The sequence below is a fragment of the Lysinibacillus sp. LK3 genome, from assembly GCF_001043675.1.
Taxonomy (GTDB): domain Bacteria; phylum Bacillota; class Bacilli; order Bacillales_A; family Planococcaceae; genus Lysinibacillus; species Lysinibacillus capsici.
Map to the genome: position 1 here is coordinate 151061 of NZ_LDUJ01000013.1, position 16031 is coordinate 167091.

The following is a 16031-nucleotide window of genomic DNA, read 5'->3' on the forward strand; positions in this document are numbered from 1 at the left end:
CGAAATGAATTACGACAAAAAGGTGTCAATTCCGTCTTCCGTTTTCGTTTACAAAATAAAAGCCGTGAAGCAACTACTTCACGACTTTTAAATCATTATGCTAAGAAATCTTGACCCATTGGCAGTTTAAATCCTAGGAACAAAGTGATTAATAGGAATACTGCAAATAAAATCCAAAACATAGCTGTTGGTTTATTTTTCTTTTGACGTACTAATACCATTTCCATCATGCCAATTACAAGTATGCCACCTAAGAACTTAAATCCGTAAAGCATACCTTTACCATAGTCCATTGCCTCGATAAATAATGCCCCACCTGTGATGATTATTAGTACATAAAACAGACGTAATGTCATATGTAAGCCTTTTGATTGCTTGCCCATTAGTGCCGCAATTAAAAAGATGACAATACCTACTACCCACGTAGTAATATGCAAATGCGTTTGGCTAGTTAAAAAACTCATGTTTGTCCCCCTCATTCTTTTTCTATCAAACTCTATCCTACCATGCGATGGAAAGGGTTTCAAATATTACAATAGTGTTCACATAATTTACATCATTTAAAACTTGGAATCCTTGCATTTCATAGTTTTTACATCTGTTACTATGCCTTAAAGCAGTAAAAAATCCGCGGAGTATAGACTCACGCGGATTGATATCATCATTATTCAAAATGGTTGACTAAAGTACCAATTCCTTGAATAGACACTTTTACTGTATCTCCAGCTTTTAAGAATTGTGGCGGGTTCATCCCTTTGCCAACACCAGCTGGCGTACCTGTTAAAATCACATCTCCTGGCTCTAATGTTACATGCTGAGATAGGATGGATACTAACGTTTCAACAGAGAACATCATATCTTTCGTAGAGCCATTTTGACGTACTTCATCATTGACCTTTGTCACTACTGTTAAGTCTTGTGGATTTGGGATCTCATCCTTTGTCACAAGGTATGGTCCAAGAGGGCAAGTACCGTCCAAGCTTTTACCCAAGAAGAATTGTTTATGTTTCTCTTGTAAATCACGAGCTGTTACATCATTGGCAATAGTATAACCAAATACATAATCAAACGCTAAGTTTTTAGGAATGTTTTTGCCTCGTTTACCAATAACGATAGCTAGCTCACCTTCATAATCCATTTTTGAAGAAAGATCTGCATGTATGGAAATTGTTTGTCCATCTGCAGCAATTGCAGTTGGTGATTTTGTGAATACCATTAAATCCGTTGGTGCTGCCTCTGCACCCATTTCCTTTGCATGTTCATCATAGTTTTTACCAATACACATAATATTTTTAGGTGTACGTGGAATTGGTGAAAGCCATTCGATCTCTGTAAATTCACGTTTAAAACTATTAGCATTATCTGATTTTTCTGCTGCTTCTACTAATTTACGAATCTGTTCCACAAAATCAAAGCCTAAAGCAATGCCATCCACGATTGAACTTGAAAAAGAAGGGAGAACTTGAAGTTCACTTTGAATAGCGAGTACATCCCATACCGCTTCTTCTTTTTTTACTTTTGGTCCAAAGCTTACATGTCCACCTAATTTGAATGATAAAATTTTCATGATTGAAAGAGCTCCTTCTTTTTTCTACATAATACAACAATATGATAGAAATTACCTCATTTTTGCGGCAACATTTTTATAAGTTGTTATATCTTCATAAAATATGCATGTGAAGAGGAATATATTAACGCACTTCTACTTTTTGCTTATATGTTAATTTACGCCATATTGTTTCTAACGGTCCTTGTTTCCACTTAGATAACCAGATTTCTGCTATGATCATTTGCACAACAATAATGCCGACAGCAATTAATACCCCTGTTTCTACACTTACTTTACCATACCAGCCAAAGCCAAATTGGTAGAATAAACAAGTACCTATAATAGATTGAAGAATATACATCGTTAATGACATGCGTCCGATTTTAGCAAAAGGACTAAGTAGTTTTGGCATTATTGGCACTAAGCAAAGTAACACAATGACCCCAATATAGCCCACCGATAGAACTGGGCCCCCTATGTATACCTTTAAATAATCTAGTAAATATGTTCTTGTAAACATAATAGATAAGCTTTTTATACCAATACCGATGACCAATCCAGCAATTGCAAACGTCAGCCAGAGCCACTTCAATTCTTTAGCCCGTTCTACTAAATGCCATTTAGAGGCAGCGGCCCCTATTAACATATACGGTAAAATCGTGAACAGTGCGACAAACCACATCTCGATGCCTGCCTGCGTTGATAAATCTGTTAAGCGTTGCAAAAAGGCATCTACCCAGTTTCCTGTCCCATAAGCCGTGATGGCCTTCTCTACTGAAACGATATCTAAGTAATCATCTACTTTTGTATTAAAATTTACAATCCCTACTACAAAGAGCATAAAAGCTTGCATCAAGCCATTAATAATCAAAGCACTCGCTAATAACCAGATGGGACTCAATCGTAGTAAAAGCACTAAGAAAACGCCACAAAATGCATACATCATTAATATGTCGCCCCACCAAATTAGCACAGCATGGATAAAACCAAAAGCAAACAGGATGGACAGTCTACGAAGCCCCAGCGTATAAAAGTTTTGTTGACGACTTTGAGCCTTTTGCCACTGCATGGCTAGCCCATAACCAAATAGCATGGCAAAAAGCGGGTAAAAGCTGCCTTGCACATAAATATCTATATTTTTCTGCCAAACAATATCTGATGGGGTTGTAAACCATGATGCCAAATCAATATGCGGCATTGGCAAATAAAAGGTATACATATTTACTAATAAGATACCTACTAAACTAATACCTCGTAAAATATCTAATGTTGCTATTCGTTCCTGCAACATTGTTGGTTTTAACTCCACAAAATAGCCTCCTCTTGACTAACAGCTATGGTGAAAGCAGGGCAAGAAAAAACTTTGCCCCACTTTGCCCGTAACAAGTTCTTTATGCGTGTATGATCTGTTCATTATCGAATAAAAATAATACTTTATCGTTCACCTTGATGTGTAAGATGGATTCAATGGCTTCGCTATAAACACGAAGCTGTACGGCATAACGACCTAGTATTTCCTTTGACAAGGCTGGCTCCTGCGCAAAATGAGATTGTATACGATCCGTTTTATAATCCAACAAGACCCAATTACCGTATTCATCCTCAAATAGGCAGTCAATGATCCCTTGCACAATTTGAGCATCACCATCTTCATCGATTCTACTAATTGTAAACGGCATTTCTCTACGTATCTGCCTCGCGCGTTGAAAGCGTTGCCCTATTTCTGTCTCAAAAAAACGATAAATTTTCGCTTGCGGAACTACTTTGCCCTCCGCCTCTGTTAAAAGCTGTCTTGCCACTAAATCCTCCACAAAGTCCCTTACAGCATCGATATGACTAAAGCCATATTGAGGAACATGCTGCATCACTGTGTGCACAGCTGTACCAATTTCAGCACCAGTTAGCTGTTGCTCCTGTAAAAAAGCGGGTCGAGGTGCAATGGACGAGGCCTTTTGCTTGATAGGAGAGGCAAAATAAAATTCAGGTTCCTCCTGGCGCTGTAAATTTTCTAATCGCTTTATTTCACTAACAGATGTTTTGGAGCGCTTTCTTGTAGATTTTTGATAGACATACTGCGCTTGAAAGCGGGTAGTGATTTCAGCCAGCAAGTCCTCATCCTCTTGCATCGCAAGCACTTGCTGTACTTCATCGCCCATCGCCTCTATCTCATATGAATAATGCTTTGTATCGATGGCTTGAACCCACCAATGTGATTGATCCTCCACTTCTTTATAAGATGTGCTTGCTACTACTGCAAAATCTGCATGTCTTGCTACTGCTGGGCCAACCCAGTCCAAATAGCTGTTAGCTCTTGCACGTAAATATTCTTGAAGCGGTGCATCCATTGGTAAACTTTGTGCGTCCTGCCAGTTGTCGCGTGTTTTCTCCCAGTTCTTCACTGAGCCTACTAAAATCAAACGCTCCTTCGCACGAGTCATCGAAACATATAAGACACGCATTTCTTCTGCACGCATCTCCAGTTCTTTTTTCTCCTTCAATGCTAAAAACGGTAACGATGTATAGGTGATACGATTTTCGGGATCAATGGCCTTAACAGCTAGTCCAAAATCTTGATCAAACAAATAGGGTTGATGAAAATCCATTTTATTAAACGGACGTCCCATTCCTGCCACAAAGACGACTGGATATTCTAACCCCTTGGAAGAGTGTATTGTCACCAGACGTACTACATCATCCTTTTCGCCAATTGATTTGGCCGTACCTAAATCATCGCCACGCGTACGCATACGATCAATAAAGCGTAAAAAACGGAATAGCCCTCGAAATGCTGTTTTTTCATACATTAATGCACGATCATGTAATACGCGTAGATTTGCTTGACGCTGTTTGCCATTCGGCATTGCCCCAACCATTTCATAATAATGTGTATCTAAATAAATTTTCCAAATTAAATCTGATAATGATCCACGACGTGCTAAATCACGCCAATTTTCAAAGGCTAGCATAAAGCGTTGCAACTTCTCAAATGTAGTGGTTTGCACACCATGTCCTTCACTACGAATAAATTGTCGTAAAGCATCATAAAAAGGTACCTTTTGATCGGCTAATCGAATTTTCGCCAGCTCATTTTCCGTTAAACCAACAAACGGTGCGCGCAGTACAGAGGCTAAGGGGATATCCTGATAGGGATTATCGACTACCTTCAGGACATTTAACATAATCATTACTTCGAGTGCGTCAAAATAGCCTTTAGATGATTCTGCATAGAGTGGAATCCCTGCCAGCTTAAATTCCTCTACTAAGTCTGTTGACCATGTCATCGAGCGCATTAAAATCACAATATCACTATACTTTAATGGTCGCTCTGTTTTTGTTTTCGTATCGTATACGGTTGTTCCATCTTCCATCATTTGACGAATACGATCGATAATAAATCGTGCCTCGTATTGTGATTTTTTTAATTCCTCTAGCTCCGTTGCCTCATTGCTTAGTTCTTCCAGTTCTTCTGGTGTTTCCTCTTCCTGTGGTGGATGCAGTACGACCAGCTCAACAGGTATTTCTTTATCATCATAGGGCGCAGCAGGCTTTAGTGACGCATTGTCATCATACGAAATCTCACCGACACGCTCACCCATAATTTGTGCAAAAACATAATTTGTAGCATTTAATACTTCTTTTCGACTTCGGAAGTTAGCGTTTAAATCAATTCGCATCCCCGTTACATCAGGTGACTCCAAGTATTCACTATATTTTCTCATAAAAAGCTTTGGCTCAGCTAATCGGAAACGGTATATACTTTGTTTAACATCCCCAACCATAAAAAGGTTGCCGTCTTGTTCTTCACCCGTTTTGACAAGCTGTAAGATGGTTTCCTGTAGCATATTGGTATCTTGATATTCATCCACAAGTACTTCTTTAAAACGCTTTTTCATATCTAGTGCAACCGGTGATGGATGAAGTGCACCATCTATCTCTACCGTTAAAATTTGAAGTGCATAATGCTCTAAATCTGAAAAGTCAATGATTCCCCGTTCTAACTTGGCTAGTCGAAATTGTTCACTAAATGTAGTGGTCAATTCCACTAGCGTAGCAATGGTCGGTGCCATTAACCTTATTTCCTCAAGTAGCCGTGCAGGCGTACGAACAAAATACGTCTCCTTGATTTTATTCATCATTTTTTTGGCTGCTTCTCGTTTTTTCTTCGCAAGCTCCTGTAGCTCTACATTAACTAGTGCATCCTTCGATACCCGCTTTAAGGTAGACCATTTAACCGTTGCAAAATAATCAAATAGCTCCTGCCATGTCCCACTTTGACTAATGCGTATCCCTTCCTGAATCATAGCAAAATCTACCTCTGCCGTTTCTGCATAGGGTGCAGGTCCATCTGGTTGTAATGTAATTGTGCGCATTTCAGAAATTAGCATAAACGCCTCTTCCAGGCTATGACGTACGGTTAATTTGACGTATTGAGATAGCTCTAAATCATCGATTGTCACTTCCTCAGCTAATTCATATGCTTTCGGCAGGCTCCAAAGCCATTTTTGAGGCTCTGCATGGACACGAGACGTATCATAAAGTTTACTAATCAGCGTTTCGATGGCTTGATCATCACGATCTGAGGTAAAGCTATCGACAAGACGATAGATAGCTTGTACGTGAGCCTCATCCTCAGCATCGTAGGCATCTTCTAAAACTTCTGCTAAAACATCATCTCGCAATAATGCGATTTCTGCTTCATTGGCAATACGGAAGCCTGGGTCTATATCAAGTAAGTAGGCATATTGCTTCACAATTGCTAAACAGAATGAATGTAGCGTAGAAATTTGTGCTTTATTAACAAGACTTAGCTGCCGTCTTAAATGATTAGATGTTGGATTTTCTGCTATCGCCTTTTCTAATGCCTCAGACATACGATGGCGCATTTCAGCGGCTGAGGCATTTGTAAAGGTCACTACCAATAGTTCATCTACATTGATCGGGTTTTCAGTAGCAATGACTTTTTCAATCATACGATTGATCAGAACCGCTGTTTTCCCCGACCCTGCTGCAGCCGAAACGAGTGTATCTTGACCGCTAGCATAAATGGCCTTCCACTGATCGTCTGTCCATGTGACATCTACTGGCTTAACAGGAATTGTTTGTACCATGCTATTCTATCTCCTTCCGAATTTTATCGACAATATCATTCGGCTTTGCTTGCATTAATTGACGATAGTTTTGTTTACCATCTGATGGATCAAATTGGCAAACCGCAGCAAATTGACAATAATCACATGCCGTTTTGGCTTTTAATTTATAGGGGCTAATGGCCGTATCACCAGATAAGATACCATTCCCTGCCTCCTGATGTTTACGACGAACAAAATGCTGCAACTTTTTCATATCATTGACAGGAACTATACGCGATTGTGACTCAGACGGTGTCCCATCTTTTTTCATATAGACAGGAATGATTTTTGAATGTCCGCTACTTTCTTCCAATTGCTCGTCCATCGATAAAATCGCTTCAGCATTTTCAGATAGCAAACCTTTCATTTTATACTGCTTTAAACGATCCTCTTCTATTTCACTGTCCGTCAAATCTTTATCCAGCTTCAGCATCGGATTATGGACATGGACATACAGTACCCCTGCTGGCTCTGCTTCACCTGATAGCCAGTATGAACTATTTTCCATTGCAACATCTAAATACGTTAGGACCTGTAAGGATAATCCGTAATAAACCTCATTTAAATCAAGGTCACGAGCTGAGGATTTATAGTCGACAATCCGCAAATAAGAGCGGTCATCTATCGTTGCACTATCCACTCTATCAATACGTCCACGCATAAACATTTTCTTACCACCAGTCAAATCAATCTCTAATGGTGGTAGCTGTTCATGTTGTCCAGGACCAAACGATGCCTCAATTGCAATTGGTTTGAAGTGTGATACATTTGCATGCTGTGTCAGTGCTGTCATTGTACGCTCAACAATTCGAATTAGCTTACGCTGAATATAGCGATAGCGGGCACTGGATAATAGGATTTGATGGGAAAAGACTGGAACAATTTGTTCTACTGCTTGACGTGCTAATTGTTTAATTTGCTTTGTTGTTAAACGAATCCAAGATAATTGCTGACGATGTGTTTCCTCTGTAATCCACTTTAATGCCTCATGGAATAAGTCACCCATTGCAAACGTTTCTAGCCGATACTCAGCTCGTTCTTCAAGACGTAGACCATACGTAGTGAAATGAGAAAAAGGACATCTGAAGTATTTCTCAATTCGCGACACACTGGATGTTAGCTTCTGACCATATAATTCCTGTGTAATATAGGTTTCAAGTGGCTCAGCCTCATTTTTATGGGTAATTGGATAAAGTACGCGGTCGAAAATGAGTGCCCAATACGGATCTTGTGTATAAAATCTTTGTAAAGCTAGCCATTCTGGCGCTAGTTCACGGCTATGTTCAGCTTGACGTAGCTGTACCATTAGATGTGCCAATGCAGTCCTTGGATGGCGTAAATATGGTAAAACATCCCCGTCTAGTAATTCAATTGGATCGACTACCACTCGTTCTATCGAAACACCACTTAATAAGCCAGCCTTTTTGTCATTTCCTATTATTTTCTTAATATAAAGTGAGGCTAGAAGTGCCTTGCCTTCCTCATCCGCCGTAGGATAGGTCATATACAATTTGTTAGATGGCGTTGTAATAGCGCGATAGAACAAGAAATTTTCCTGTAATAAACGATTAGTAGAGGTAGGAGCAAGCTCATAGCCAATTTGACTAAACCATTCACGTTCGATATCTGACAACAAGCCCTCATACTCCATCCGAGTTGGATAAACACCATCATTCATTCCTATTACAAAAGCGACTTTGATATTGGATAAACGAGCTAAATCAACAGTAGCCACCATTACTTCATCAAGGGTTGGCGGAATTCTTGAAAATTCTAATGTATCAAAGCCTTCATCAAGAATTTTGGCTGCTTGCTCTACAGACATCTCCTGCTCTCCAAACATATAAACGAATTGGTCAAGAACAGCAATCCATTCATTCCAAGCTTGTTCATGTTCACTTGCAGCTAATGCGTCACCTCGCTCTAGCTCACGATCTTTCATGGCTTGCAGTTTATCATATACCTGTAATGACTCTATAAGTTCAAATAAAGCAGTCGCAATATCTCTGCCATTTTTGGCGCTATCAAGCTTGTCTTGTAAAAGTTTTAGAGGTTGGCGTATTTCATCTCGAATGGCCTCGATTTCTGCCTGCATTGCACGCTCTTCATCTGTTTGTACACGCGAATGGAATTCTAGACCTCGATATTTTTTATAAAACCAACGTGCCTCCTCAAACCATCGTTCACCATAGATGCCTTGTGCCAAGCAATAATTTTCTAATCGATCTGCTCTCTCACGCCAAATTGTTAGCTCAGCTTGTAATGGGAAAAACAAATCGGTTTTGACACTACGGAAAACTGGCTCATATTTCCAATTCGAGGTCATAACCTCCAAGGCTGAACGACTTAGCTCTATTAATGGATGATGTAGCATTGTCTTTTTTGTATTTGTAAAAATAGGAATTTCATATTGTTGGAAAATACTTGTAATAAGTGGATCGTAGAGATCGGCTTGTCTATACAAAAGTACGATATCCTGATAGCGAAAACCGTCTTCTCTTGTCAGTTTTGTTATTTCCCGGGCAATCGCATGTATCTCTGCTCGACGATTTGATGCTTCAAGCACGGTTACATCTCCTGAAGTTTTTATCGTTTTGGGCTCCAAATCAGCAAACTTTGCCTCCACATGCTGTAAATCTTTAGAATGAAATCTTTGAGTCTTATAAAAATGTAATGGTAATTCAACATCAATGCCCTCTTCTTTTGCTATATCCTGAAGACGTTGATTCGTTAACGCTGCTTCATGGAATAATGCTTGTTCATCAAAGGCTTCATCCATATGATCAAATGGAAGGACGACAGTTACTTGCTTCGTTACCTTTAACAATTCACGAACCAGTTCTAACTCTCGCACAGTGAAGGCGGTGAAACCATCAATATAGATGGTCGCTTGCTTCATCGTTTCTGCATACTTCAGTTGCTCCGTTAAAATCGGATAATAGCCCTCGCTGTCAACATAGGTCGTACCAAGTCGTTCCTCCAATGCCTGCAAAACGACATGTAAATCATTCGCTTTCGCCTGCAATGTATTAGGTGCATCTATTGCCTTTAACGATTCCGTTACCTCTGCCAAGACTGAGCTATTGACGCTATAGCGACTAAATTCTCTTAAAAGGGTTTCAATTTCCTCCGTAAAGCCACGTTTTCCTGCTGCTTGTCGAAATAAGGAAAACTCGCTTTTTTGTTCCTCCAAAAGTTTACGTATAAGCATTCGATACCCATAGCCATTCACTTCTTTACGAGCAATACCTCCTGTTTCCTGTAAAACCAACCATGCTAAACGTTTAAACGTCATCACCTGTGCTCGAATCAAGCCTTGTAAACCATGCTTATTTGTCAGCTCATATTCCGTAGAATAAGACATTTGGTCAGGCACTATAATGAAAATTGGATGTCCCAATGGATCTGTCTTTAATTGCTCAACAATTTCCTGATGAATAAATGCTGATTTCCCTGTTCCCGAACGTCCTGAAACAATACGCAATGTCATTTACTTTCCCCCTCCTCATTAACTTGCTGTTGCGGGTGTCTCTTTTAATGAAATAAAAATTTGTACTTTTATTTGAGCGATTCTTTCGCTGAATTGATTACTTCTTATCTATTTTGGAGCGGCTTCTCCAGACTATTGATCGTTTCTCATCTATGGTGGAGCAGTTTTCCCAGCCTACTAAAAACAACATAAATCATCCATCTTAAATTCTATCGAAAAAAACTAGTAAATACTATCTATCAACCTTCACCTACCTATAAAAAGGTTTATTTATTACACAAAAAAGCAGCCTCTTCACATAATGAAAGAGGCTACAGTTTATTTACTTAACTGGCATGGTGGTCCTGCTTTTTCGTCAAATTTCGCGCTTGCTTTAAATCTCTTTCTACACGGGCATTCAAACGCTTCTCTATCAACTTACCGACCCACCACAAAATAACAATGGCCACAGCTGCAATTATCAATCTCACTGGGCTTGTCAAGAGCGATTTTAAATCATAGCCCAATACACTCATACCTAAAATCATGACAAACTTTCCTGCAAGCAAAACGATTAAGTAAAATTTTTTATGGATATGTGACAATCCCGCTACAATATTGACAATCACAGATGGTGTAAAAGGGAAGCAGAGGAGGACAAAAAGAGGGCTGATGCCATTCATATCCACCCATTTAATAAGCTTCTGTACTTTTTTACTACCTGTTAAAAATTGTAATCTTGGATGTTTGCCAAAATGACGCACAAGTAAGAAAACCGCATAGGAGCCAGCTACAGAGCCTAGCCAAGATAATAGAAATCCTAGCCATAAGCCGAATGCACTGGCATTCGCCACAACGAATACGACTAATGGTAGGAATGGTAAAAACGCCTCTAAAAACGGGAGCAGTAAACCAATGATTGGGCCGAACGTTCGATACTGTGCCGCAACCTGTTCAATATTTTCTACAGTAAACCATTCATTCAATATCGACACCTCTATTTATACTGTAAAATTAAATGAAAAATTGTTAACCCTTCTGAAGTATTGCGATATTCATGGGGTTGATGCCCTGAGAATACTAGTGTATCCCCTTCATCTAGTAATTCATGCATGTCTCCAGCAGAAATAACTGCTTGTCCTTTAATAACCATTACAGTTTCCTCTACCCCTTCTGTATGGGCTTCACTCCTACTAACTGCCCCTGGCTCCATTTCAACCTTATAAAACTCCCAGCCTCGCTCTGGATTATACGGAATTATGGAGTAAACACGATAGCGTCCCTCATCCTCATCTACATGTGGTACATCTTTACTGCTATAACGCATGTAATGGGCAGTTGGTGGCTGTAATAATGAAGAGAATGACATACGCATACCCGCTGCAATTTTCCAAATTGTTGAAACAGTTGGATTGGCCTCTCCTTTTTCGATTTGTGCAAGCTGTGCTTTACTGACACCTGTCGCTTTGGCCACATCATCGAGACTTAAATGACGTTGCTGTCTAATTTTCTTTAATTGAAATGCTAAATTTCGACTCATTTGTTCCATCTTTACTCACCAATTTCTATTGTTTATTTTATCAGACATATGTATACTTTAATAAACATCAAGAACTATCAAACAATTCCATCAATAGTATACATGGAAATTATCAAGAAAGGATGACCTATTTATGACAAGTACAACAGAGCTTCAACATGATGACACAACAAGCTCTTCCAATGACAGTTTTTTACAAGGCGTGAAAGATTGCGTGCCTACATTACTCGGTTATATTAGTATAGGACTTGCATTTGGGGTTGTAGGTTCCGCTTCAGGGTTATCTGTCCTTGAAATCGCGCTATTAACGATACTGATTTACGCAGGTTCTGCACAATTTATTTTTTGTGCACTTCTTTTAACAAGTAGCCCTGCCTCTGCTATCATTGTAACCATTTTCGTAGTGAATCTACGCCATTTATTAATGAGTTTAACATTAGCACCTCATTTTACGCGCTACTCCATGCTTAGAAATGTTGGCTTTGGTACATTATTAACGGATGAAACCTTTGGTGTAGCAGTCACAAAGCAAATGCAAACAGGTAAATTATATGGTAAATGGATGGATGGGTTAAATATAACAGCCTATATCTTCTGGATTCTTTCCTGTGTTACGGGTGCCTTTTTAGGACAGTGGGTAGCAAATCCTGAAAAATGGGGTTTAGATTTTGCCTTGGTTGCCATGTTTGTTGCACTTTTAGTTTTGCAATTGAGCAGTGTTGGTAAAAGTAAAATCATGCATTATATCAAGTTAATTGGCTATATGGCGGTTATTATGTACGGTCTTTCTTATGTAGTCCCTTCACATGTGGCTGTGCTACTGGCAACCGTGATTGTCGCAACAATTGGGGTGGTGACAGATAAATGACAACAACTTCTTATATGGTCTGGCTTATTATCGGCTGCGCACTTGTAACATGGCTACCGCGTGTCATTCCATTTATTTTTGTGCGTAGTGTAACACTACCTGATGTTGTGCTAAAATGGCTTAGTTTTATTCCTGTTTGTATATTAAGTGCTCTTGTCATTGAAAATTTAATAGATACTGAAAGCGGCAAAGTAGTGACACTTGATTGGCCAGTCTTTATTACATTTGTTCCTACTCTTATTATTGCCCTTGTCACAAAAAGCTTATCGATTACAGTAGTTGCAGGAGTAATCATTATGGCAGCAGTGCGATTTTTCATGTAAAAAGGTCAGTCCTATTGCCTGGACTGACCTTTCCTTATTTATTCATTTTACTTGCTAGCCAAAAGCCTACTGTTAATGAAAATGCATCGATAACGAAAATAATAGGTGGGGATGTATAGCCTGCATATACAGAGGCAGCAATAAGTGCAATGGCTAATAATAATGCAACATAGCGGTTATAGGTAATTCTAGTGAATAGTAATACCAATAAAGCTGGTATGAATAATGCTAGCATCATTTTCCCAAAAACGTCCATTATACTTCCCTCGGCTCAGCTAATAATAATCCAATACGGTAATGATCATTGCTATAAATCACATGTTGTGTTAAACGTAATTCATTGTTTCGGTCTAAAACCTCTAGACGACAATGAGCTGCGTTTAATTGCAGTGCTTCATATAACTCATTTTCTGTAAAAATTGACACACCATTTACTTTGCGGATACATTCTCCTGCAAGTAAGCCCATCTTCTCAGCAGGTGAATCAGGAAGAACGGCTGCAATAATAGCCCCCTTCGTACTTGGCGCAACTGCATAATGATCTGTTTTTTCCTGTTGTGCAAAGTAGATAGCAATTATAATGCGGATAATTACACCAACAGCAAGTGTAATGAAGCCAATCACAGGCTCAAAATATGCAGCCAATCCTCCTATTAAAATAAGCTGTCCTAGTAAAAAGACAGGTCGGCCAATTTTTGGATACATGTAAGCTGGTAATTCCTTTCTTGTCAGTTTAGTAAAGCCAATGACAAGTGGAAATAACACAATTGCAAAGCTATTATGACCTATCGTAAACTGTGGCCAATATGGGAATATAGCCGAGATCGCATCACCAGGAATAACAAAGAAAATAGGTAATACCCATACATTTTTTGACCGATAGACAATTGCCTGCATACCCCGCTTCGTTTTCTCAATACAAGGTGTTGTAACCTTCATCGCCATACGTCGAATTAATAGCCCTTCTGCAATAACACAAAGGCCCGCAAGAATGGTAATTGTCACAATTGCGCCACTCTCTAAATGGACAGCCTCTACCGAAATTTCCCACCAGGAAAATGACCAATTGTAATAGGACATACCCCATATGGCAAGTGTGGCAATCCCCATTGTCAAAATAGGCGACATTGCATTCATGACAAACAAGATAAGTGCTACTATAGAAACTGCCGTTAAAATGATTAAAAATTCCTTTGGGACAGTTAGACCTGCTCCAATACTAATGATAGAAATAATTAGTGCATAGATCCACCCATCTTTCCATTGTCCGATTAGCTCCGTCCAGCCCCAAATAATACGTCTATTAAAATATTTACGCTCCTGTTTTACTCGACGATAACCTAAAATAATAGCAAATATTATGACTATATATAGTAATGGGTTGAGTAAAAAGCGGCCAATCGCTGTTACAATTTCTATTAATATCTCACTAACCATACGAACACCCGCCATTTCTATCTTGAATACTATGAATTTATTGTATCAAAGGACTACACGCTTGCGTAGTACAAACTCATAGAAAGCTTTGTATTATGGTATTTTTGTTCTGTCTGCGAGTTTTATTGGTCAATCGTATGCAGTAAAAAACTAGTGGCCATTTGGAATTGTTGGTCATTTTGACGATCGGCTTTAAAATCCTTTAACGTTTCGTTTAAACTATTAAAGAAAGTCGTGTCCATATAAAATTCATCTTCTGCTAGTTTTAATTTTTTCTGTTTACGATAAAGATTAACGGCCTCTGCGGTCGTTTCATCCATATAGCCATCTAAACGATCGATTTGATAGCCTAGTTTCTGCAAGGCGTTTTGTGAATAGGAAATCTCTTCACTCATATCACCCACTTTAAACTTACCTGTTAGTGGATGAAGTTGAAAAGCAAATAATTCATTTTGCTCAATCATTAAACTAGCTTCAATGCCCTGCCCATGAATCCATTCACGTTTTGGTGTTAGCCATTTGTTGGTTGATAATTTAAGCTCGCCGCCATTGGAAAGCTCCCAAGATTCTTGTACAGTCCCTTTTCCAAAGCTCTTAACCCCAACAAGTGAAGCGCGTCCCCAGCCTTTTAAAGCACCGCTTAATACTTCACTAGCAGATGCACTACCTTGATTTTGCAAAACAACAATTGGAATTTTATTCATCGTTTCTATATATTTTTCATCAAAGCCTTTTGTTTGCGTTTTTAATGGTTCCATAGCACCTTCCGCATTTTGCATATATGCAAATACTTTGCCATTGTCCAATACTGTGCTCAGTAGCGCTGCGACGCTATGTAAATAACCACCTGGATTATCCCGTACATCGATCACAATTCCTTCCACATCTTTACGAAGTAATTTACTCGTTTCTGCCACCCATTCATTGGCGGTTTTTTCACCGAATAATGAGATCACTACATAGCCAATAGCTGTATCTTCTACCTTCACTACCTCACTAGTTACCGTTTTATTGGAAATTGCTGCACGCTCCATCGTCATCTTAATATGCTTATCTTCACTTGGACGATAGACAACAATGGTTACTTTCGTTCCCTTTTCACCTTGAATTAAATGCATTAATTCACTCATCGTTTTCCCATCAATCCGTACCCCATCAACTTGTACAATTTCATCGAGTGAACGCATGCCTGCTTTCTCTGCTGGTGATGAGCGAACAGGTGACACAACGATAAACTTCCCTTTATTTTCGGTTAGTTCAATACCGATGCCTACTCGTTCTTCAGCTAGCATTTGCCGATGTTGCTCAGCCTCTTCCTTGGAGTAATACGTACTATAAGGATCTTTAATGGCATCAGCCATCCCACGAAGAGCCCCTTCCACTAATTCATCCTTTTTTGTACTGTATACTGATTTTTCTTCAATGATTGTCATAGCCTCACCAATAGTATCAACCTCCGTAACAGGCTCCTTTTTATCGCCAATATTAAACCAATCAAAGTAAATACCACTGCCCACCACCAAACTACTAAGTAGGACTCCGACACCGGCTGTTAATTTGCGCAAATCTTCCCTCCTCCGTCTCTTTTACTGTATGACTCTATTTTTTCAAACATACAAAATTACCTTTCAAATTTGTTAAGAGAGAATATTTCACTTTACACATGGATGTTGGCTGTTGATTCGCACGGATATACCTTGGTTCCCGCGAGTATTC

Annotated in this window: 12 protein-coding genes; 2 read left to right on the forward strand and 10 right to left on the reverse strand. The window is 39.2% G+C overall.

Annotated elements, in window-relative coordinates; translation table 11 throughout:
* Positions 1 to 95: 95 nt before the first annotated feature.
* The 7 genes from VK91_RS07640 to VK91_RS07670 form a co-directional block, all read right to left on the reverse strand.
* Positions 96 to 464 (reverse strand): YisL family protein, encoded by a 369-nt coding sequence (locus VK91_RS07640; protein WP_004227486.1) that lies wholly within the window; start codon positions 462 to 464, stop codon positions 96 to 98.
* A gap of 200 nt (positions 465 to 664) precedes the next feature.
* Positions 665 to 1567, reverse strand: coding sequence for a fumarylacetoacetate hydrolase family protein (locus VK91_RS07645; protein WP_048392038.1), 903 nt, complete (start codon positions 1565 to 1567; stop codon positions 665 to 667).
* Between the two features lie 124 nt (positions 1568 to 1691).
* Positions 1692 to 2858, reverse strand: coding sequence for a DUF418 domain-containing protein (locus VK91_RS07650; protein ID WP_048392039.1), 1167 nt, complete (start codon positions 2856 to 2858; stop codon positions 1692 to 1694).
* Between the two features lie 82 nt (positions 2859 to 2940).
* Complete coding sequence (gene addA / locus VK91_RS07655) at positions 2941 to 6657, reverse strand: helicase-exonuclease AddAB subunit AddA (RefSeq protein ID WP_048392040.1); 3717 nt, start codon at positions 6655 to 6657, stop codon at positions 2941 to 2943.
* Between the two features lies 1 nt (position 6658).
* On the reverse strand, positions 6659 to 10168 hold the full coding sequence (gene addB / locus VK91_RS07660; protein ID WP_048392041.1) for a helicase-exonuclease AddAB subunit AddB: 3510 nt from the start codon (positions 10166 to 10168) through the stop codon (positions 6659 to 6661).
* Positions 10169 to 10494: 326 nt separating this feature from the next.
* Complete coding sequence (locus VK91_RS07665) at positions 10495 to 11133, reverse strand: TVP38/TMEM64 family protein (RefSeq protein ID WP_004227497.1); 639 nt, start codon at positions 11131 to 11133, stop codon at positions 10495 to 10497.
* An 11-nt stretch (positions 11134 to 11144) separates the two neighbouring features.
* On the reverse strand, positions 11145 to 11696 hold the full coding sequence (locus tag VK91_RS07670; RefSeq protein WP_048392043.1) for a helix-turn-helix domain-containing protein: 552 nt from the start codon (positions 11694 to 11696) through the stop codon (positions 11145 to 11147).
* A gap of 124 nt (positions 11697 to 11820) precedes the next feature.
* On the opposite strand from VK91_RS07670, the gene VK91_RS07675 reads away from it, so the two are divergent.
* A complete protein-coding gene (locus VK91_RS07675; protein ID WP_048392044.1) occupies positions 11821 to 12555 on the forward strand; it encodes an AzlC family ABC transporter permease in 735 nt (244 codons plus the stop codon).
* Positions 12552 to 12878, forward strand: a complete 327-nt coding sequence (locus tag VK91_RS07680; RefSeq protein ID WP_048392045.1) for an AzlD domain-containing protein — start codon at positions 12552 to 12554, stop codon at positions 12876 to 12878. Before VK91_RS07675 ends, VK91_RS07680 begins: the two co-directional genes overlap by 4 nt.
* A 34-nt stretch (positions 12879 to 12912) precedes the next feature.
* Here VK91_RS07680 and VK91_RS07685 read toward each other — a convergent pair whose 3' ends face one another.
* The 3 genes from VK91_RS07685 to VK91_RS07695 all read right to left on the reverse strand — a co-directional run bounded on the left by VK91_RS07685 (position 12913) and on the right by VK91_RS07695 (position 15880).
* Positions 12913 to 13134, reverse strand: coding sequence for a DUF2198 family protein (locus VK91_RS07685; protein ID WP_004227503.1), 222 nt, complete (start codon positions 13132 to 13134; stop codon positions 12913 to 12915).
* Positions 13134 to 14315 carry a PDZ domain-containing protein gene (locus VK91_RS07690; protein WP_048392046.1) on the reverse strand — a complete coding sequence of 394 codons (1182 nt, stop codon included), beginning with the start codon at positions 14313 to 14315 and terminating at the stop codon, positions 13134 to 13136. The genes VK91_RS07685 and VK91_RS07690 overlap by 1 nt, the downstream gene beginning before the upstream one ends.
* Positions 14316 to 14437: 122 nt before the next feature.
* Complete coding sequence (locus VK91_RS07695) at positions 14438 to 15880, reverse strand: S41 family peptidase (RefSeq protein ID WP_048392047.1); 1443 nt, start codon at positions 15878 to 15880, stop codon at positions 14438 to 14440.
* Positions 15881 to 16031: the final 151 nt, after the last annotated feature.

Bases quoted from the DNA above. Each gene is read 5' to 3' on its own strand.
- VK91_RS07640 (WP_004227486.1), bottom strand. From the start codon at position 464: ATGAGTTTTTTAACTAGCCAAACGCATTTGCATATTACTACGTGGGTA.
- VK91_RS07645 (WP_048392038.1), bottom strand. From the start codon at position 1,567: ATGAAAATTTTATCATTCAAATTAGGTGGACATGTAAGCTTTGGACCA.
- addA (WP_048392040.1), bottom strand. From the start codon at position 6,657: ATGGTACAAACAATTCCTGTTAAGCCAGTAGATGTCACATGGACAGAC.
- addB (WP_048392041.1), bottom strand. From the start codon at position 10,168: ATGACATTGCGTATTGTTTCAGGACGTTCGGGAACAGGGAAATCAGCA.
- VK91_RS07670 (WP_048392043.1), bottom strand. From the start codon at position 11,696: ATGGAACAAATGAGTCGAAATTTAGCATTTCAATTAAAGAAAATTAGA.
- VK91_RS07675 (WP_048392044.1), top strand. From the start codon at position 11,821: ATGACAAGTACAACAGAGCTTCAACATGATGACACAACAAGCTCTTCC.
- VK91_RS07680 (WP_048392045.1), top strand. From the start codon at position 12,552: ATGACAACAACTTCTTATATGGTCTGGCTTATTATCGGCTGCGCACTT.
- VK91_RS07685 (WP_004227503.1), bottom strand. From the start codon at position 13,134: ATGGACGTTTTTGGGAAAATGATGCTAGCATTATTCATACCAGCTTTA.
- VK91_RS07690 (WP_048392046.1), bottom strand. From the start codon at position 14,315: ATGGTTAGTGAGATATTAATAGAAATTGTAACAGCGATTGGCCGCTTT.